At 64.1% G+C, this 19271-nt stretch carries 9 protein-coding genes and 3 rRNA genes; 3 read left to right on the top strand and 9 right to left on the bottom strand.

Features of this window, described 5'->3' with window-relative positions:
• The first annotated feature begins 86 nt into the window (after positions 1 to 86).
• Entirely contained in the window at positions 87 to 1523 is a 1437-nt protein-coding gene (locus tag LDO13_RS02935) for a DUF4032 domain-containing protein (protein WP_224048582.1), read from the top strand.
• 94 nt (positions 1524 to 1617) lie between these two features.
• Here LDO13_RS02935 and LDO13_RS02930 read toward each other — a convergent pair whose 3' ends face one another.
• The 5 genes from LDO13_RS02930 to LDO13_RS02910 all read right to left on the bottom strand — a co-directional run bounded on the left by LDO13_RS02930 (position 1618) and on the right by LDO13_RS02910 (position 9148).
• On the bottom strand, positions 1618 to 2985 hold the full coding sequence (locus LDO13_RS02930) for an FAD-linked oxidase C-terminal domain-containing protein (protein WP_224048581.1): 1368 nt from the start codon (positions 2983 to 2985) through the stop codon (positions 1618 to 1620).
• Positions 2986 to 3018: 33 nt separating this feature from the next.
• Positions 3019 to 5094 (bottom strand): glycoside hydrolase family 13 protein, encoded by a 2076-nt coding sequence (locus LDO13_RS02925; protein ID WP_224048580.1) that lies wholly within the window; start codon positions 5092 to 5094, stop codon positions 3019 to 3021.
• Positions 5095 to 5096: 2 nt separating this feature from the next.
• Entirely contained in the window at positions 5097 to 6059 is a 963-nt protein-coding gene (locus LDO13_RS02920) for a sugar ABC transporter permease (RefSeq protein ID WP_224048579.1), read from the bottom strand.
• On the bottom strand, positions 6056 to 7714 hold the full coding sequence (locus LDO13_RS02915; protein ID WP_224048578.1) for an ABC transporter permease subunit: 1659 nt from the start codon (positions 7712 to 7714) through the stop codon (positions 6056 to 6058). Before LDO13_RS02915 ends, LDO13_RS02920 begins: the two co-directional genes overlap by 4 nt.
• A 135-nt stretch (positions 7715 to 7849) precedes the next feature.
• Positions 7850 to 9148 (bottom strand): maltose ABC transporter substrate-binding protein, encoded by a 1299-nt coding sequence (locus LDO13_RS02910; RefSeq protein ID WP_224049644.1) that lies wholly within the window; start codon positions 9146 to 9148, stop codon positions 7850 to 7852.
• Positions 9149 to 9488: 340 nt separating this feature from the next.
• Between LDO13_RS02910 and LDO13_RS02905 the strand changes: the two genes are divergently transcribed.
• Positions 9489 to 11282, top strand: a complete 1794-nt coding sequence (locus LDO13_RS02905; RefSeq protein ID WP_224048577.1) for a glycoside hydrolase family 13 protein — start codon at positions 9489 to 9491, stop codon at positions 11280 to 11282.
• Between the two features lie 2 nt (positions 11283 to 11284).
• The gene (locus tag LDO13_RS02900) at positions 11285 to 12316 is read left to right on the top strand and encodes a LacI family DNA-binding transcriptional regulator (RefSeq protein WP_224048576.1); all 1032 of its coding nucleotides are present in this window, start codon (positions 11285 to 11287) and stop codon (positions 12314 to 12316) included.
• Positions 12317 to 12499: 183 nt separating this feature from the next.
• Here the strand turns inward: LDO13_RS02900 and LDO13_RS02895 are convergent, their stop codons facing one another.
• The 4 genes from LDO13_RS02895 to LDO13_RS02880 form a co-directional block, all read right to left on the bottom strand.
• Positions 12500 to 13000 carry an SRPBCC domain-containing protein gene (locus LDO13_RS02895; RefSeq protein ID WP_224048575.1) on the bottom strand — a complete coding sequence of 167 codons (501 nt, stop codon included), beginning with the start codon at positions 12998 to 13000 and terminating at the stop codon, positions 12500 to 12502.
• A gap of 304 nt (positions 13001 to 13304) precedes the next feature.
• A 5S ribosomal RNA gene (gene rrf / locus LDO13_RS02890) occupies positions 13305 to 13421 on the bottom strand.
• Between the two features lie 204 nt (positions 13422 to 13625).
• Positions 13626 to 16762: ribosomal RNA gene (locus LDO13_RS02885) — 23S ribosomal RNA — on the bottom strand.
• A 519-nt stretch (positions 16763 to 17281) separates the two neighbouring features.
• Positions 17282 to 18805: ribosomal RNA gene (locus LDO13_RS02880) — 16S ribosomal RNA — on the bottom strand.
• Together the 16S, 23S and 5S rRNA genes form the textbook arrangement of a ribosomal RNA operon.
• Positions 18806 to 19271 lie beyond the last annotated feature (466 nt).

The raw sequence follows: 19271 nt of genomic DNA, 5'->3' as shown, positions 1-19271 counted from the left end.
TCACTGGAGGGCCGCCGTCGGGCTTTAACTGGCGTTGCAGCAGCCATTCGTTAGGGCGGGCGCCCTTAGTACGGAAGAATTGGTTTATGACCGAGCAAAGCCCCAGCACCGAGGACAACAGTGCCCATTGGCACGACGAACCTACCGACTACGGCCAGATCGGCAAACTGCCCCGGTTCGAAGCCGCCAGCGCCAATGACAGCAAGGGGTCCGTGGCCTCGAGCTCGCTGAGCATCACGGCCGCCGCCACCGAGCCGGAGCTCCTGGACCTGCCGTGGCACATCGCGCTGGAGGACTGGCCTGCGGAATACCTCGCCGCCCTCCCCCGCGGCATTTCCCGCCACATTGTGCGCTTCGCCCATCTTGGCGGCTCGGTCATCGCCATCAAGGAAACCTCCGAACACGTGGCCCGCCACGAGTACCACATGCTCCGCAAGCTCGCCCGGCTGGACGTCCCCTGCGTGGAACCCGTCGCCGTCATCACGGGGCGCACCACCCCGGAGGGCCGGCCGCTGAACCCCGTGCTGGTCACCCGGCACCTGAAGTTCTCCATGCCGTACCGCGCGCTCTTCTCACAGATGCTGCGCAAGGACACCCTGACCCGCCTGATCGACGCGCAGGCCCTCCTGCTGGTCCGCCTGCACCTGATCGGCTTCTACTGGGGCGACGTCTCGCTGTCCAACACGCTGTTCCGCCGCGACGCCGGCGCATTCGCCGCCTACCTCGTGGACGCGGAGACCGGCGAGCTGTATCCGGACCTCTCCACCGGCCAGCGCGAATACGATCTCGAAATCGCCCGCGTCAACATCGCCGGGGAGCTGATGGACCTGCTCGACGGCGGACTCATCGAGGAAAAAGTGGACCCCGTGGCCACCAGCGAACTCATCATGGACAGCTACCGGCGCCTTTGGACCGAGCTGACCGAGAAGGAATCGTTCGAGATCGGCGAACGCTGGCGGGTGGCCGCCCGCATCCGCAAGCTCAACGAGCTGGGGTTCGACGTCGAGGAATACGCGATCAAGACGACGCAGAACGGCTCCACTATCCAGCTCCAGCCCAAAGTGGTCGACGCCGGCCACCACCAGCGCCGGCTGCTGCGCCTGACCGGCCTGGACGCACAGGAAAACCAGGCCCGCCGGCTCCTGAACGACATGGATTCCTTCCGTGCGGACAACAACCCCGGGATGGACGAGGAATACAGCGCCCACCTGTGGGTCAGCCAGATCTTCGAACCGATTGTCCGCTCCATCCCCCGCGACCTGTCCGGGAAGCTGGAGCCGGCGGAGGCTGTGCACGAGATCCTCGAGCACCGCTGGTACATGTCGGAGAAGGAGAACCGGCACATCCCGCTTGCCGAAGCAGTGCAGTCCTACATTGACTCCGAGCTGCGCCACCGCAGGGACGAGGCCGCCATCATGCTCAACCCGGACACGGGACTGCTCAAGATCCTGGAAGTGGAGACTGAGGAATCGCGCTACGGCGCCGACGAGTCCATCGACGAGTACCCGGACGCCGACGACTAGGGGCGCGCCCAAGTGACTGGCAGCAGGGGCCGTTCTGGACGCTCAAAACGGCCCCTGCTGCCAGTCAGCTGGGGCCGTTAACAGCACACCCGGGCTAAATCGCCTTGCCGGGATTCAGGATGCCCGCCGGGTCGAACAGTTCCTTGATCCGGCGCTGCAGTTCGCGCACGGGCTCCTTCTGCTCCAGGCCCAGCCAGCGCAGCTTGAACTGGCCGATCCCGTGCTCCCCCGTGATGGTGCCACCCATCGCGAGAGCCACGGTGATGGATTTGTCCAGCGCGGCGCCGAGCCGCTCGATGGCGTCAGCGTCGGCAGCGGCGTCCACCCGGTCCACCCAGAACGTGGGGTGCAGGTTCCCGTCGCCGGCGTGCGCCACCACCTTGAGCCGGACGCCGTACGCCGTTGCCATGGCCTCCAGCTCGGCGACGTAGTCCACCAGCCGGGAGCGCGGAACGGCGACGTCCTCACCCACCCGGTATTCGTCGTCGACTTCCACGCCCCGGCTGTTGCGCCGCAGGTCCACGAGACGCTCCGCCTCGGCGCTGGCCTCCATCGTCACCACTGCCCCGCCCGCCACGAGGACGGGCCGGATCGCCGCCGCCTCCGCCGCTGCGCCGAAGCCGTCGGTCTGGATCAGCAGCAGGGACTGCCCCCGGGCGGCGAGGTCCGAACCGTGGATCTCGTCGAGCTGGGCCAGGCTGCCGCTGTCGAGGAGTTCCATGATGGCCGGCTGCACGCGGGCCCGTCCCACGGCCAGGACGCCGGCCGCGGCGCTGCGGAAGTCCGGGTAGAAAGCTGCGATGGTGTGGACGTCCTGCGGGAGGTACTTGAGCCGGACGGTGACGCCGACCACGATTCCCAGCGTCCCCTCGGAGCCGACGAACAGACCGGTGAGGTCGTAGCCGGCGACGCCCTTGAAGGTCTGGTGGCCGGTGTGGATGAGGGAGCCGTCCGCCAGCACGACCTCGAGCGCCAGCACCGAGTCCCGGGTGACCCCGTACTTGGCGCAGCGCAGGCCCCCGGCGTTGGTGGCAACGTTGCCGCCGATGGTGGAGAGCTTGAAACTGGCCGGGTCCGGGGCGTACATCAGCCCGTGCGCGGCGGCGGCGGCGTTGAGGTCGGCGTTGATCACCCCGGGTTCAACCACGGCCGTCTCGTCGTCGGGGTTGAGGTCCAGGATGCGGTTCATCCGTTCCAGGCTCAGCACCACGCAGTCCTTGCTGGCGTGCGCGCCACCCGAAACGCCGGTGCCGGCGCCGCGGGCCACCAGCGCCACGCCGTGGGCGGCGCAGGCGCGGACGGTGGCCTGGACGTCTTCGATCGATTCGGCATGGACCACGGCCTGCGGCAGCTGGTAGTCCAGAACCGGTGCCTGGTCCACGGCATAGACGCCAAGGGTGGAGGCATCCAGCGCGATCTTCGCCGGGTCCAGGGCAGAAGTGAGCTCGTCGATGATGCTCATACAGTCTCCAGTTCGTCGAATCCGGCCTTCAGTCTATGGCGCGGATTCGGGTGCGCAAGATTGGGCTGCCCTGGGCGGCGTGGCTCCAGGCAGCGGCGTGCCGGGAAGCACCCACACCCCGGCCGCGGGGCCGCGGGTGCAGATCAGGGCGCCTGGGGCCGCGCCACCCACCCTGATCTGCACGTCCCCCGGGGGAGCTGTGCTGAAGGAGGCTGTGCTGAAGGGGGCCGTGCTGAACTGATCAGTGCTGAAGACCGGATCCCCGTCGAGCGCGCCGAACTGGGCGTCGGTGAGTATCCCTGCCGGAAGCTTCACCTCCGCGGCAGCCCTGGCCACGACGACGAGCACGGAACTCCGTGCCGTTTCGCGCACAAACGCCAGCGCGTCCCCGTGCGCGTGCAGCCAGCGGATTCCGCCGCCGGCCAGGGCGGGCTGGTCCCGGCGCAGCGCGGCGAGTGCGGCGTAGTCCTCGCGGAAGTCGTCGAGGATCCGGTCCGGGTCGTTCCAGGGCATCGGCGTCCGGGAGGCTTCCCCGTTGTGTCCCTTGAGCCCGAATTCGTCGCCTGCGAATACGACGGGGACGCCGGGCAGCGTAAACATCAGCGCCGCCCCGAGCCGCTGGCCGCCGTCGATCATGACTGTCGCCGCCCGGGCGGTGTCGTGGCTGTTCAGCGCGTTCATGTTCTGCTGCCGGACGGCCCAGCTGAAGGCTGCCGACAGGTCCAGGTGGGTGGCCAGGAAGTCCTCGGCGCGTGTCCGGTTGGGGCCGGGCAGGGGCGTGCCGAAGAAGTTGACGTGTGCGGCGTCTCCGGCGAGCCAGGACCAGAGCGGCCGGGTGAAGTTGGAGTACGTCATGGCGCCGTGCCAGTGTTCGCCACTAAAGTCCGGGGCGGCGTCGTTGGTGGCCTCGGCCAGCAGGGCCGCCTCCGGGTTGATGGCGCGGACCCGGTCGGCGATCAGCCGGGCCACGTCCTGGTTCAGATCCGTCGCGCCGAGCCGTCCGGTCATGTTGCCGACGTCGATCCGCCAGCCATCCAGGTTGAAGGGCGGCTTGAGCCAGCGGGCGACGGGTGAGTCGTCAGCCAGGACGAATCTTTCCTTGAGGCCCGGCGAGGCCCAGTTGAGTTTCGGCAGCGAAGGGACGCCGTACCAGGCTTCGTACCCTGTGCGGTCCTCGTTGAAGTGGTAGTAGCCCGCCTCCTCGGAATCCGGTTCGGCGAGGGCATGCCGGAACCATTCGTGGGCGTCGCCGGAGTGGTTGGCGGTAAGGTCGCCCATCACCTTCAGGCCGCGGGCGTGCGCCGCCTCAACGAGCTCCACCAGGGCCAGGTCACCGCCGAGCAGCGGATCCACGGACGCAAAAGTCGAGGCGTCGTAGCGGTGGTTGGAGCGCGCCGGGAAGAACGGCGTCAGGTAGATGACGTCCGCGCCGAGCTGCCGGATGTGGTCCAGGTGCTCCGTGATGCCGTGCAGGTCGCCGCCGTAGAACTGCACGGGCGTCTGCGCGGAGGCGCCCTGCACCTGGGTGCTGTCCCAGTCGCAGGGCACGGCCCAGTCCGGGACCGCGTGCGCCGAGCCCCGGGCCGAGCGGGCGAAGCGGTCCGGGAAGATCTGGTACATCGTGCCCCGGCGGAGCCACTGCGGCGCTGCCGGGAACGTGGTCAGCCTGAAGTCCGCGTAGTCGGAGACGTCCCGGCTGAAGAGGCCCTGGGCGTTCAGGCTCCAGTAGCGCAGCTCTCCTGCCGCCGCGCCCGACCCGCCGTCGTCGGCAGCTGTGTGCCCGGCCGGGACCTCCAGCAGGAAGCGGTACCGGGCCACCGGGTTGGTGACTGTCATGGCCGCCTGCCACCACACCCAGCCGTCCGCCTCACCGAGGTTGGAGCACGGCGCATAGCGCGGCTCGCCGTCGTGGATCGAACGGAGCCAGACCCGTGCGGCGCGTCCCCAGCCGGCGGGAACGCGGACCCGCAGTATGGCCTCGTCACCGAGCGCCGCCTGTTCCGGGGCGTGCAGGCCGGACCCGTCGTGGTGCGGCAGCAGCCCCAACGTGCCCGTCCCGGCCCTACCGAACCCGTTGCTGCCCGGCCCGGTCGTGCCCAGCCCGGTCATGCCTAGCCCTTCACCGAGCCCTGGGTGAGCCCGCTAACGATGTAGCGCTGCAGGAAGAGGAACAGGGCCATTACGGGCACGGCGGCGAGCACGGCGCCGGCGGCGAAGACGCCCCAGTTTTCGGACCGCTGCTGGGCCACGAAGGAATACAGGCCGACGGCGAGGGTCTGGCTGTCCGGGTCCGTGAGCACCACGCTGGCGATCACGAATTCACCGGAAATGCCGATGAAGGACAGCAGGCCCACCACGGCCAGGATCGGTGTGACCAGGCGCATGATGATGCCGAAGAAGATCTGCGTATGGCTGGCGCCGTCGATCTTGGCCGCCTCGTCGAGGGACTGCGGGACGGTGTTGAAGAAGCCGTACATCAGGTAGGTGTTCACGCCCAGGGCGCCGCCGAGGTAGACCATGATGAGGCCCAGCTGGCTGCCGAGGCCGAGCGCCGGGATGACCTCGGAGATGCCGCTGAGCAGCAGGAAGATCGCGACGACGGCGAGCAGCTGCGGGAACATCTGCAGCAGGAGCAGGCTGAGCAGGCCGATCCGGCGGCCCTTGAAGCGCATCCGGGAGAACGCATACGCCGCCATTGCGCCGAGGAACACGGTGGCCGCGGACGTCACGACGCCCACCACCATGGTGTTCACGAACCAGCGGGCATAGGGCCGCGAGGGGTTATTGAACAGTTCGACGAAGTTCCCGAAGTCGATGCGGCTGAACAGCGCGTTGGAGCCCACCAACGTGCCGGTGGAGTTGAACGCGGCGGAGAGGACGTAGAGCAGCGGGAAGATCGCGAAGATCGTCACGGCTATGCCTACGAGGTGGCGCCAGCCCTTGTCCTTGAACCAGACGCCGAAGGGGCGACGGCGGTGAAGCGCCTTCAGGTCTTCGACCGTTGTGCGGTGGGCTGTGTGATCGACGTCGGCCGGTTCCTGCGTTGTACTGACGGTGCCTGGTGACCCGTTCATGAGTTCACGTCCTCGAGTGCCTTGGTCTGCTTGAAGCTGATGGCCGAAACGGTGGCCACAATGATGAAGATGATGATGGCAAGGGCGCTGGCGAGGCCGTAGTCGCGTCCCGTCCCCTGCCCGAAGGCCACCTTGTAGACGAGGGTGATCAGGATGTCCGTGGCTCCGATGTCGCGGTCGGTGTCCGCGAAGCGCGGGCCGCCGCCGGTGAGCATAAAGATCACGTTGAAGTTGTTGAAGTTGAAGGCGAAGGAGGAGATCAGCAGCGGCGCGATGGAGACCAGCAGCAGCGGGAGCTTGATGGACCGGAACACCCGCCAGGGGCCGGCGCCGTCCATCCGGGCGGCCTCGTCCAGCTCCGTGGGCAGCGACTGCAGGGCGCCGGTGCAGACGAGGAACATGTACGGGAAGCCCAGCCAGAGGTTGACCACCAGCACACTGATCTTGGCCAGGAACGGGTCCGTGAGCCAGCCGATCGTGGCGCCTCCCAGCAGCGTCTGGTTGAGCCAGCCGAACTGCGGGTTGAGGATGCCGGACCAGACCAGCCCGGAGAGGAACGCCGGGAAGGCGTAGGGAAGGATCATCAGGATCCGGTAAACCTTCTTGCCCCGCAGGTCCTCCCGGTTGAACGTCATGGCCAGGAAGAGGCCCATCGCGAAGGTCAGCGCCACCGAGGCGATGGCGAAGGTGAAGGTCCAGAGGATGACGCCGAGCAGCGGTCCGCGCAGGCTGGGATCGGTGAAGGCGCGGGCGAAGTTCTCCATGCCGACGTCGATCTTCCAGCCGGTGGTGAGCGTCTCGCCGTTGCCGGCAGCGAAGGCGCCCTTGCCGTTGTCCCGGTACACGGTCCCGCTTTCGGTGTCCGTGAAGGTGTCCGCGGCGGCGTCGTAGGTCAGGGCCGGTTTGAACTGGTAGGCGTTGCTGCCGTCTGCCGTGCGCAGCGTCCCGTCGGCGGGGTCCTCGGAGACCGGAACGGTGATGCCGAGGATGCTCTGCTGGTTGGCGACGATCTCCTGGAAGTTCAGGGTCCGGTAGCCGTCCACGGCATTGGCCTTGCCGGTGGAGTCCGTGCCGGCGTCGGATATTTCCTCGAGGGGGGTTTCCGTATTGCCGAGCGAGACTTTGCCGTCCGGATCGGTGAACAGGAGGTAGAAGGAATTGTCCTTCGCCAGGACAGCGGCTTTGTAGGCCGGGGAATCGGGGACGCGTTTTTGCGCGGTCAGCTGGATGGCGGCGATCGCATCATCCTTCGTGCTGTTGTGCCCGTCGCCGTAGTTCGTGAAAGCGATGTAGCCGCTGAACATGACCACGAACACCTGGAAGACCAGCAGGAACAGGACTCCGGGGGCGAGGTACTTGGCAGGGAGTCCACCCTTGCGCAGGTAGATCCAGTTGATCGCCAGGACGACGGCGGACGATACCGCCAGCGCGCCCCACGACTCGCTGAGGAAAAGCATCATCAGGACGTAGACGGCCAGCGCGTCGACGAGGCCCAGCAGGACGATCTTGGCGACCGTCCCCTTGGTTGTGTCAGGGCCGAAGCGGCGGCGCTTCTTGCCCGGGCGGCCGGGCCGACCGGCGGCGCCGTCCGGGGCTGTTGCCGTGCCCTTTGCGGCGGCCGGGGTGCCGGCCTGGCGGAGTTCGGTGTCTGTCATGGCTGTCTACAGTCCTTGGGGGCAGCTGGTGGTGGTGCAGGAACGGGCCGGGCGGCATCACTGCCGCCCGGCCCGGTACTTGCCGGTCCGTGACGATCCCTCGGAGTACCGGAGAGTCAGGAACCGGCGCGGGAACTAACCCGCGATTTTGGCCTTGATGCTGGCGGCCATCTTGGCCCAGTCGGCGGCGGGGTCGCCCTGGCCCTTGATCAGGGCAAGCTCGGTTGCTCCCCAGTCAGCCCAGACGGCGCTCATTTCCGGGATGGCCGGCATCGGGACGCCGGTGGCGCCGATCTTGCCGAACGCTGCCACGACGGGATCGCTGGCGGCCTTCTCGAAGGATGACTTCAGTGCCGGCGGACGGCCTCCGGCCTTGTACATGGAATCCTGGGCGGCCTCGGAGGTGAGGTAGTTGGTCACGAACTCGTTGGTGGCCAGGGCGTTGGCGCTCTTGGCGCTGATGAAGAAGCCGTTGACGCCGATGAACGGCTGGGCCGGCTTGTCACCTGTAGTCGGCAGCGCGTCCACGGCGAACTTGATGCCCTTCTTCTGCACGTCCGGCACGTTCCACGGGCCCGTCAGGAAGTACGGGGACTCGCCGGCAAGGAACTTCTCCTTGGCGATGTCGCCGGTGATGTTGGAGTTGATGATCTTCTCGCCGGCGTCGCCCCAGGCGGCCAGCTTCTTGGCGAACTCGACGCCGGCGGCGTCGCCGATCAGGAGCTGCTTGGGATCGTAGCCGCCGTCGGCAGCCTTGCCGAAGACCTGCGAGCCCATGGAGGCCTGCAGCGGGTACAGGTGGTACGGATCGCCCTGCTTGGGATCCATGCCGACCAGGAACGGGAACGTCGCCTTGCCGTCGGCGACGGCCTTCTTGCCGTTGGCGACAACCTCGTCGAAGGTCTTCGCGGCGGCGGGAACGATGTCAGTGTTGCGCAGCAGCGCGATGTTCTCGATCGCGTACGGAACCCCGTAGACGGAACCGTTGAAGGTCATGGCCTTGATCGAGGAGTCCTGGAAGCCGGAGGTCTTGTCGCCCAGCTCAACCGGGGCGATGACGCCGTTCTGGACGAATTTTCCGACCCAGTCGTGCGGGCCGACGATCAGGTCCGGGCCCTTGCCGGTGGGGACCTGGGTGATGAAGTCGTCGCGGACTGCTGCGAAGTCCTTGACCACGAGCTTCACTTCGATGCCCGTGTCAGCCTGGAACTTGGCGGTGATGTCCTTCAGCGCGGGCGAGCGCTCGGCATCGACCCACATTGTGATGGTGCTGGCCCCGGAGGCCTTGAGGTCCGGTTTGGCGGTGGCCGTGGCCGGGGCGGTGGCCGCTGCGCCGCCGCAGGCGCTCAGTGCCAGCGCGGCAACTACGGAGATCGCGCCGGCCGTGAATACACGGCGGCTGGTCCCGGTTGTGAGGGTGTTCTGCACCTTCATTGGTGTCCCTTTCATGAATCCTGCATCCACGCTGAAGGCTCCGTCCGAAGCTTCTGGCGAAGACTCCGGAGGCCTGGTGGCATCGTCGGTGATGTGGCTCACAGCTGCAAGCGCTTCCAAGTTACATGCTCAGCGTGACTTTGGAAAGTCACACTACCGGCGAGTATTGGACGGGGTCGAATCCGCCTCGAGGACCCGGCGCGTTCCAGCATCGGCGCACTTCAGCGAGATGGCGGGGCTGGAGCCCGAGGAACCTCCATTTGCCGGCGGAATCCGGCTTCGCCGCGGCCGCCGCTGGAAGCGTTTTCATTTTGGCTGATTCGGCCTTACGATTACCGGCATGTCCGTTGATTCCACACTCATCGCCCCCGCCGAAACCGCCGCGGCCCTGGCCGGTCCTTTGACCGGTCCGTTGACGCCGGTGCACGCCGCAGACCACCTCCCCGGGTGGTGGCGTTCCGCCGTCATCTACCAGGTGTACCCACGCTCGTTCCGTGACCTGAACGGGGACGGCATCGGCGACCTCGCGGGGATTACCGCTGAACTTCCGAAGCTGGCCGAACTGGAGATCGACGCGGTCTGGCTCTCTCCGTTTTATCGTTCGCCCCAGCGCGACGCCGGCTATGACGTCAGTGACTACTGCGACGTCGACCCGCTGTTCGGCACATTGGCGGACTTCGACGCCATGATGGCTGAAGCCACGCGCCTGGGCCTGCGGATGATTGTGGACCTCGTACCCAACCACTGCTCGGACCAGCACGTCGCCTTCCAGGCCGCACTGGCCGCGCCCGCAGGCAGCCCGGAACGGGACATGTTCATCTTCCGCGACGGCCGCGGAACGTTCGGTGAAGAACCCCCGAACAACTGGGAATCCCACTTCGGCGGCCCGGCCTGGACCCGGATCACCGAGCCGGACGGCACGCCCGGCCAGTGGTACCTGCACCTGTTCGACACGTCCCAGCCCGACTTCAACTGGGACAACGATGCCGTGCACGAGGAATTCGAACGCGTCCTGCGGTTCTGGCTGGAACGCGGAGTGTCCGGCTTCCGTGTGGACGTCGCCCATGCGCTCGTCAAGGCCCCCGGCCTGCCCGAGTGGGGCGGCCGCGCCGACGGGAACAGCAGCGACGGTTTCCCCGGCCACGACGCACCGATGTTCGGCCAGCCCGCCCTGCACGACATCTACCGCAGGTGGCGGCGGATCCTCGCCGAATTCGGCCCGGACCGCATCCTCTGCGCCGAGGCGAACGTGGACCCGCTCCCCCGCCTGGCCGACTGGGTCCGGCCGGACGAAATGCACCAGGCCTTCAACTTCCCGTACCTGCACGCCGGACTGGACGTCCACCGCATGCGCGGCGTCATCACCGAGTCCCTGACGGCGCTGGACGCCGTCGGCGCCCCCAGCACCTGGGTGCTCTCCAACCACGACGTCGTCCGGCACGCCACCCGCTTCGGCTACAACGGCCACGCACCGCGCGACGGCGATGGGATCGGCAGCTTCGATCCGCAGCCGGACGAGGCCCTCGGCCGTTCCCGGGCCGCGGCTGCCTCAATGTTCATGCTTGGACTGCCCGGCGGCGCCTACCTCTACCAGGGCGAGGAACTTGGTCTGCCCGACGGAATCGACATTCCGGACGGCCAGCGGCAGGACCCCACCTTCGCCCGCACCGGCGGCGAACGGCTGGGCCGCGACGGGTGCCGCGTTCCGCTGCCGTGGAGCGCCGGCGAGCCCAACGCCGGATTCGGTTCCGGCGCCGCTCCCTGGCTTCCGCAGCCGGTGAGCTTCACAGGGCTTGCGCGTGACGTACAGGCCGCCTCGCCGTCGTCGCATCTCAACCTGTACCGCCGCATGCTGGCGGCCCGGCGGGAACTGCGCCTTGGCCAGGGCTCACTTGCCTGGGCAGAGGAATGGTGCACGGACACCTGCCTCGCGTTCCTCAACGGCAGCACCCTGGTGCTGCTGAACGTGGGGCCGGATTCTGTAGAGCTCCCCGCCGGACAGGTGCTCCTGCGGAGCTCGCTGGATTCCGCAGGGGATGGTGCCGGGTCATCTGCCCGGGCCGGCTCCGTGCATCGGTTAAGCTCAGGGGAAACTGTTTGGCTGAATATCTACATCGAGGACGCGGAGAGCTAAGAATGCCCGGCATCAAGGACGTTGCGGAGCGCGCTGGCCTCTCCATAGCCACCGTTTCGCGCGCCTTGAGCGGCAAGGGCAATGTTTCGGCCCGCAGCCGCGAGCTCGCCCAAACTGCCGCTGCCGAGCTCGGTTTCGTCCTCTCCTACCACGCCTCCAGCCTGGCCTCCGGGCGGAACCACAACGTCGGCGTCGTGGTTCCGTCCGTGCACCGCTGGTTCTTCTCGTCGGTGGTGGAGGGCGTCTCGGCTACCCTTCTCGACGCCGGCTACGACCTCACGCTCTACAACGTCAGCGAGGGGCAGGAACGCCGGCACAGCGTGTTGAACGACTTCCTGCTGCGCAAGCGTGTGGACGCGGTGATTGCCGTGTCGCTGGAGCTCAGCGAGGCCGAGATCCAGCAACTGCTCGCGATCCACCGGCCCATCGTCGGGATCGGCGGGCCGCTGCCCGGGGCCTCGACCATCCGCATCGACGACTCGGGCATCGCCCAGTCCGCTGCCCGGCACCTCATCCAGCTCGGCCACAGCAAGATCGCCCACATGACCGGGGACGCCGCCTACGAGCAGGACTTCCGCCTTCCGGGCACACGCCAGGGCGGCTTCAAGAAAGCCATGAAGGGCGCTGGGCTGGAAGTCCGTCCGGAGTGGCAGGTCTCCGCGGACTTCACCATCCAGGGCGCTTACGCCAGCGCCAGGCGCCTGCTGGGCGGCTCCGAGGAACGCCCGACGGCGGTCTTCGCCGCATCCGACGAGATGGCGATCGGCACAATTCTCGCGGCCCGCGACTTCGGGCTCCGCGTGCCGTACGACCTGTCGGTCATTGGCATCGACGGCCACGAACTCGGCGAGGTCTTCGGGCTCACGACAATCGACCAGGACGCCCGCGGCCAGGGTGCGTTGGCAGTCCGGCGCCTGCTGGCAGGACTCGACGGCGTCAGTGATTCCGCGTCGCCCGACACTGAGTACCCGACGCGCTTCGTGATCCGTTCCAGTACAGCTGTGCCGCCCGTGGACACGGCGCCGCTCCGATAGCACGGTGCTGGCCCCTGCGGCCGCACAGGTCTCCCCGGCCGCGGTCCTTCCCAGCTACTCGCTCCCTTGCCCCGCTCCCCGGGAAGAAACGCCCTGTATTCCGGGGAAGCCGCCGGGAGCAAAGGACCGGCCTGCCTGGTGACTGGGCAGGAGCGCGGCGCGTGGGCCGCCGGCCGGGCCTCCTTAGGCGCCGGCGCCACCCATGAAGCGCACGAAGCGGTCCAGCACTCCGGGCCAGCCGGCGGCGTAATCCGCCCGCGTTCCGGCCGGGTCCTCGGCGCCCTCCCACCCGGTGTGGACCAGGCGCAGCTCCGTGCCCTCCTCGACGGCCCGGAAGGCGACGCGCAGTTCCGTGGACCACACAGCGGACGAGCCGGGGTGCCAGCTGGCATGGAAAGAAAGCGGGGGCTGCCAGTCGTCAATGGATCCCCAGATGGCAGTTCTGCCGTCATCTGCGGTCTCCAGGATCAGGTTCTCCTCGAACTCCACATAGGAGCCGGCACCGAAGACGCCGTGCTCCTCCAGCGGCCACCACAAGTGGGTGTGTTCGGTGAAACCCACAAAGGCACGGGCGACTGCGCCCGGCACAACAACGCTGTAGACGACGGGGTCCAGCCCGTCTGCCGCTGCCGGTTCCGGCGTCTCGTCCGCGTCAGGGGCTGCGTGGCTGAAGAGGTTATCCATGGGCACCAACTCTACCCGCGGCCGGGCGCTGCCTCAGCTCCAGCGGGAGATCGCCGGTGCTTCCGGTGCCTGGGTGTGGTGGGTCGCTAGTTGGCGGCGGTGTTGGCGCGTGGCATTGCCGTGAACTGCTGCCCCGGCAGGACCTGCGGTGGGTAGCGTGTGTGGCCGGCGGGCTCGCCCTCGAGCTCCTGGCCTGGATCCACGGCAGGAAATTCCCCCGCTGAGCGGCGCCGTTTTGTGGTTTGTGGGTTAAATGCGGGAGAGCCCCAACCGTGTGGTTGGGGCTCTCGACCGTGTAATGATGTTCCGGCGGTGACCTACTCTCCCACACCCTCCCGGGTGCAGTACCATCGGCGCTGTGGGTCTTAGCTTCCGGGTTCGGAATGGGACCGGGCGTTTCCCCCACGCTATGACCGCCGTAACCCTTGCTCCCGTACCGTTCCGCCCCTGGGGGTGGTGGTGGGAAATCTGTGGTTACAACTGTGGTGTTGTATTCAGTTGTTTTGGTTCTCAAGCAACGGGTTTGTTGGTTGGGAACCACATAGTGGACGCAAGCAGTCTTGTTTCTTTTTACCACCCTTGGCGGGTAAACCTCTTTTGAAGGATTGGTTTACCCAGGTGGTGTGTGGTGTAAGTTATCGGCCTATTAGTACCGGTCAGCTTCACGAGTCTTTAGTCCTCGCTTCCACATCCGGCCTATCAACCCAGTGGTCTGGCTGGGGGCCTCTCACACACAAGGTGTATGGAAATCTCATCTCGAAGCGAGCTTCCCGCTTAGATGCTTTCAGCGGTTATCCCATCCGAACGTAGCTAATCAGCGGTGCACTTGGCAGTACAACTGACACACCAGAGGTTCGTCCGTCCCGGTCCTCTCGTACTAAGGACAGCCCTTCTCAAATTTCCTGCGCGCGCAGCGGATAGGGACCGAACTGTCTCACGACGTTCTAAACCCAGCTCGCGTACCGCTTTAATGGGCGAACAGCCCAACCCTTGGGACCTACTCCAGCCCCAGGATGCGACGAGCCGACATCGAGGTGCCAAACCATGCCGTCGATATGGACTCTTGGGCAAGATCAGCCTGTTATCCCCGAGGTACCTTTTATCCGTTGAGCGACGGCCATTCCACAATGTACCGCCGGATCACTAGTCCCGACTTTCGTCCCTGCTCGAGATGTCTCTCTCACAGTCAAGCTCCCTTGTGCACTTACACTCGACACCTGATTGCCAACCAGGCTGAGGGAACCTTTGGGCGCCTCCGTTACTTTTTAGGAGGCAACCGCCCCAGTTAAACTACCCATCAGGCACTGTCCCTGACCCGGATTACGGGCCGAAGTTAGATGTCCAAAGTGACCAGAGTGGTATTTCAACGATGACTCCACCCGAACTGGCGTCCGGGCTTCAACGTCTCCCACCTATCCTACACAAGCCACTCCGAACACCAATACCAAACTATAGTAAAGGTCTCGGGGTCTTTCCGTCCTGCTGCGCGTAACGAGCATCTTTACTCGTACTGCAATTTCGCCGAGTTTATGGTTGAGACAGCGGGGAAGTCGTTACTCCATTCGTGCAGGTCGGAACTTACCCGACAAGGAATTTCGCTACCTTAGGATGGTTATAGTTACCACCGCCGTTTACTGGGGCTTAAATTCTCAGCTTCGCCTTGCGGCTAACCGGTCCTCTTAACCTTCCAGCACCGGGCAGGAGTCAGTCCGTATACATCGTCTTGCGACTTCGCACGGACCTGTGTTTTTAGTAAACAGTCGCTTCCCCCTGGTCTCTGCGGCCCCTGCACGCTCCGGACAGCAAGTGTCCATCACGATGGGGGCCCCCCTTCTCCCGAAGTTACGGGGGCATTTTGCCGAGTTCCTTAACCATAATTCTCTCGATCGCCTTAGTATTCTCTACCTGATCACCTGTGTCGGTTTGGGGTACGGGCGGCTAAAACCTCGCGTCGATGCTTTTCTCGGCAGCATAGGATCACCGAATCCCCCCCTACGGGGGTCCCATCGGGTCTCAGGCATCATGAACGGCGGATTTGCCTACCGTTCGCCCTACATCCTTAGACCGGGACAACCATCGCCCGGCTCGGCTACCTTCCTGCGTCACACCTGTTAATACGCTTGCCTCCCAGGATCAGGTCCCGCGCTCCACCAAAACCCTTCACCCACAAGGGGTGTCGGGCAGGTTTCGGGCGGTTAGTATCCCCTGTTCAGCATGGGCGGTTTTTCGCCGGTACGGGAATATCAACCCGTTGTCCATCGACTACGCCTGTCGGCCTCGCCTTAGGTCCCGACTTACCCAGGGCAGATTAGCTTGACCCTGGAACCCTTGATCATTCGGCGGACGGGTTTCTCACCCGTCTTTCGCTACTCATGCCTGCATTCTCACTCGTGTAGGCTCCACCGCTGGTTTACACCGCGACTTCACTGCCCACACGACGCTCCCCTACCACTCCAGACGCCTGAACCAACCCCGCAAGGGGGCGGCTTAGCTAATATCTGAAATCCACAACTTCGGCGGTGTACTTGAGCCCCGCTACATTGTCGGCGCGGAATCACTTGACCAGTGAGCTATTACGCACTCTTTTAAGGATGGCTGCTTCTAAGCCAACCTCCTGGTTGTCTTCGCAACTCCACATCCTTTCCCACTTAGCACACGCTTAGGGGCCTTAGTTGGTGGTCTGGGCTGTTTCCCTCTCGACTATGAAGCTTATCCCCCACAGTCTCACTGCTGCGCTCTCACTTACCGGCATTCGGAGTTTGGCTGACGTCAGTAACCTTGTAGGGCCCATTAGCCATCCAGTAGCTCTACCTCCGGTAAGAAACACGCAACGCTGCACCTAAATGCATTTCGGGGAGAACCAGCTATCACGAAGTTTGATTGGCCTTTCACCCCTACCCACAGCTCATCCCCTCCATTTTCAACTGAAGTGGGTTCGGTCCTCCACGACGTCTTACCGTCGCTTCAACCTGGCCATGGGTAGATCACTTCGCTTCGGGTCTAGATCACGCCACTGCAACGCCCTATTCAGACTCGCTTTCGCTACGGCTTCCCCACACGGGTTAACCTCGCGACGTAACACTAACTCGCAGGCTCATTCTTCAAAAGGCACGCCGTCACAACTACAAGGTTGCTCCGACGGATTGTAAGCACACGGTTTCAGGTACTGTTTCACTCCCCTCCCGGGGTACTTTTCACCTTTCCCTCACGGTACTGGTCCGCTATCGGTCATTAGGGAGTATTTAGGCTTATCAGGTGGTCCTGACAGATTCGCACGGGATTTCTCGGGCCCCGTGCTACTTGGGATACTTCACCGGGCGGTACACAACATTTCGGTTACGGGGCTCACACCCTCTCTGGCCGGCCTTTCAAGACCGTTCACCTATGCCTGTACTACTCACCCCACTGCCCCGGCAGAGACAGAATGGGAAGTCCCACAACCCCGACCATGCAACGCCCGCCGGCTATCACACATGGAACGGTTTAGCCTGATCCGCGTTCGCTCGCCACTACTGACGGAATCACTATTGTTTTCTCTTCCTGCGGGTACTGAGATGTTTCACTTCCCCGCGTTCCCTCCACGCACCCTATGTGTTCAGATGCGGGTCACCAGGTAACTCGCGCCCCTGGCGGGGTTTCCCCATTCGGACACCCTGGGATCACAGTCCGGTTATCGACTCCCCCAGGCTTATCGCAGATTCCTACGTCCTTCTTCGGCTCCTAATGCCAAGGCATCCACCGTGTGCTCTTAAAAACTTGACCACAAAAGATCAAAAACGCTAATTTTCGAGAGAACCACGAAAACCAACCCACACACCCCAAAGGGCGCCCGGGCCAGATCCAGGTTCATATTCTTGGAAATTGCTTCTTATAAAAGATGCTCGCGTCCACTATGTAGTTCTCAAACAACAACCCCGTACCACACACCCCACACACTCACGTGCGCGCTCGGTGCAGCCAGGAAACCAGAAACACAAGTCCCACACCCCGCACCCCACCCCAAAGGGCGAAGCACAGACCATGGTCCTGTTGTCTCAGGACCCAACAGTGTGCCAAACACTACCCAGCGAATCATTCCGGCCGCGTTCCAGGACCACCGCACTCCCAAAGGAGGACGCAGGGTCCGTACTTGCCGCCGGCATGTGCCGCCAGGCACCTATTTGTTGATATTCCACCCGTGAGCACCCGCCGCAGAACTAGCGTCTGCGCAACGGGCATATACTCCTGACAACCCCTCCACACCCAAATGCATGAGGCAAGGTGGTTGTAGGTGCTCCTTAGAAAGGAGGTGATCCAGCCGCACCTTCCGGTACGGCTACCTTGTTACGACTTAGTCCCAATCGCCAGTCCCACCTTCGACAGCTCCCTCCCACAAGGGGTTAGGCCACCGGCTTCGGGTGTTACCAACTTTCGTGACTTGACGGGCGGTGTGTACAAGGCCCGGGAACGTATTCACCGCAGCGTTGCTGATCTGCGATTACTAGCGACTCCGACTTCATGGGGTCGAGTTGCAGACCCCAATCCGAACTGAGACCGGCTTTTTGGGATTAGCTCCACCTCACAGTATCGCAACCCTTTGTACCGGCCATTGTAGCATGCGTGAAGCCCAAGACATAAGGGGCATGATGATTTGACGTCGTCCCCACCTTCCTCCGAGTTGACCCCGGCAGTCTCCTATGAGTCCCCGCCATAACGCGCTGGCAACATAGAACGAGGGTTGCGCTCGTTGCGGGACTTAACCCAACATCTCACGACACGAGCTGACGACAACCATGCACCACCTGTAAACCGACCGCAAGCGGGGCACCTGTTTCCAGGTGTTTCCGGTTCATGTCAAGCCTTGGTAAGGTTCTTCGCGTTGCATCGAATTAATCCGCATGCTCCGCCGCTTGTGCGGGCCCCCGTCAATTCCTTTGAGTTTTAGCCTTGCGGCCGTACTCCCCAGGCGGGGCACTTAATGCGTTAGCTACGGCGCGGAAAACGTGGAATGTCCCCCACACCTAGTGCCCAACGTTTACGGCATGGACTACCAGGGTATCTAATCCTGTTCGCTCCCCATGCTTTCGCTCCTCAGCGTCAGTTAATGCCCAGAGACCTGCCTTCGCCATCGGTGTTCCTCCTGATATCTGCGCATTTCACCGCTACACCAGGAATTCCAGTCTCCCCTACATCACTCTAGTCTGCCCGTACCCACCGCAGATCCGGAGTTGAGCCCCGGACTTTCACGGCAGACGCGACAAACCGCCTACGAGCTCTTTACGCCCAATAATTCCGGATAACGCTTGCGCCCTACGTATTACCGCGGCTGCTGGCACGTAGTTAGCCGGCGCTTCTTCTGCAGGTACCGTCACTTTCGCTTCTTCCCTACTGAAAGAGGTTTACAACCCGAAGGCCGTCATCCCTCACGCGGCGTCGCTGCATCAGGCTTTCGCCCATTGTGCAATATTCCCCACTGCTGCCTCCCGTAGGAGTCTGGGCCGTGTCTCAGTCCCAGTGTGGCCGGTCACCCTCTCAGGCCGGCTACCCGTCGTCGCCTTGGTGAGCCATTACCTCACCAACAAGCTGATAGGCCGCGAGTCCATCCAAAACCACAATAAAGCTTTCCACCCCCCACCATGCGATGAGGAGTCATATCCGGTATTAGACCCAGTTTCCCAGGCTTATCCCAGAGTTAAGGGCAGGTTACTCACGTGTTACTCACCCGTTCGCCACTAATCCCCCAGCAAGCTGGGATCATCGTTCGACTTGCATGTGTTAAGCACGCCGCCAGCGTTCATCCTGAGCCAGGATCAAACTCTCCGTTGAAGTAAAACAGACACACCATGCGCCCCCGGGAAAACGGGATGCACACAATGCACAAAATTTGAAACCAGCTGTAAAAACCAGACCATCCACGGGGTGGACAACCCGGTCAATTCAACCAATTCAATACAATAAATTGGTATCAACAAACTTGGCACACTATTGAGTTCTCAAACAACAGACACACCCGGCACCACCACAACCTCAGCCGTGGATCGCTCCGGAGCAACTTATCTAACTTACCGGGCCGCTTCACCCTTGTCAATTCGGCGTCCCGATCCAGTCTCGCCGTGAGGCATCTGGGTCTTCTTGGCCGATCAACTCCGGGGAGCAGCGCGGAAATAAACTCTACCACCACTTCGCCCTGGTGACAAAGGCGCCTCGGCAGCACCCTCCGACGGGACACCAAAAAGCCCGGAATCACGGGGATTCCGGGCTCTTCGGCGGACCTCAGCCTGGCCGCTGCCGG

Origin of the sequence: Arthrobacter sp. NicSoilB4, assembly GCF_019977335.1 — a bacterium.
Taxonomy (GTDB): Bacteria; Actinomycetota; Actinomycetes; order Actinomycetales; family Micrococcaceae; genus Arthrobacter.
The sequence above is the reverse complement of the archived record's forward strand: the minus strand, read 5'-3'. Positions and strand labels throughout refer to the sequence as shown.

Bases quoted from the DNA above. Each gene is read 5' to 3' on its own strand.
- LDO13_RS02915 (WP_224048578.1), bottom strand. From the start codon at position 7,714: ATGACAGACACCGAACTCCGCCAGGCCGGCACCCCGGCCGCCGCAAAG.
- LDO13_RS02895 (WP_224048575.1), bottom strand. From the start codon at position 13,000: ATGGATAACCTCTTCAGCCACGCAGCCCCTGACGCGGACGAGACGCCG.
- LDO13_RS02925 (WP_224048580.1), bottom strand. From the start codon at position 5,094: ATGACCGGGCTGGGCACGACCGGGCCGGGCAGCAACGGGTTCGGTAGG.
- LDO13_RS02910 (WP_224049644.1), bottom strand. From the start codon at position 9,148: ATGAAGGTGCAGAACACCCTCACAACCGGGACCAGCCGCCGTGTATTC.
- LDO13_RS02900 (WP_224048576.1), top strand. From the start codon at position 11,285: ATGCCCGGCATCAAGGACGTTGCGGAGCGCGCTGGCCTCTCCATAGCC.
- LDO13_RS02930 (WP_224048581.1), bottom strand. From the start codon at position 2,985: ATGAGCATCATCGACGAGCTCACTTCTGCCCTGGACCCGGCGAAGATC.
- LDO13_RS02905 (WP_224048577.1), top strand. From the start codon at position 9,489: ATGTCCGTTGATTCCACACTCATCGCCCCCGCCGAAACCGCCGCGGCC.
- LDO13_RS02920 (WP_224048579.1), bottom strand. From the start codon at position 6,059: ATGAACGGGTCACCAGGCACCGTCAGTACAACGCAGGAACCGGCCGAC.
- LDO13_RS02935 (WP_224048582.1), top strand. From the start codon at position 87: ATGACCGAGCAAAGCCCCAGCACCGAGGACAACAGTGCCCATTGGCAC.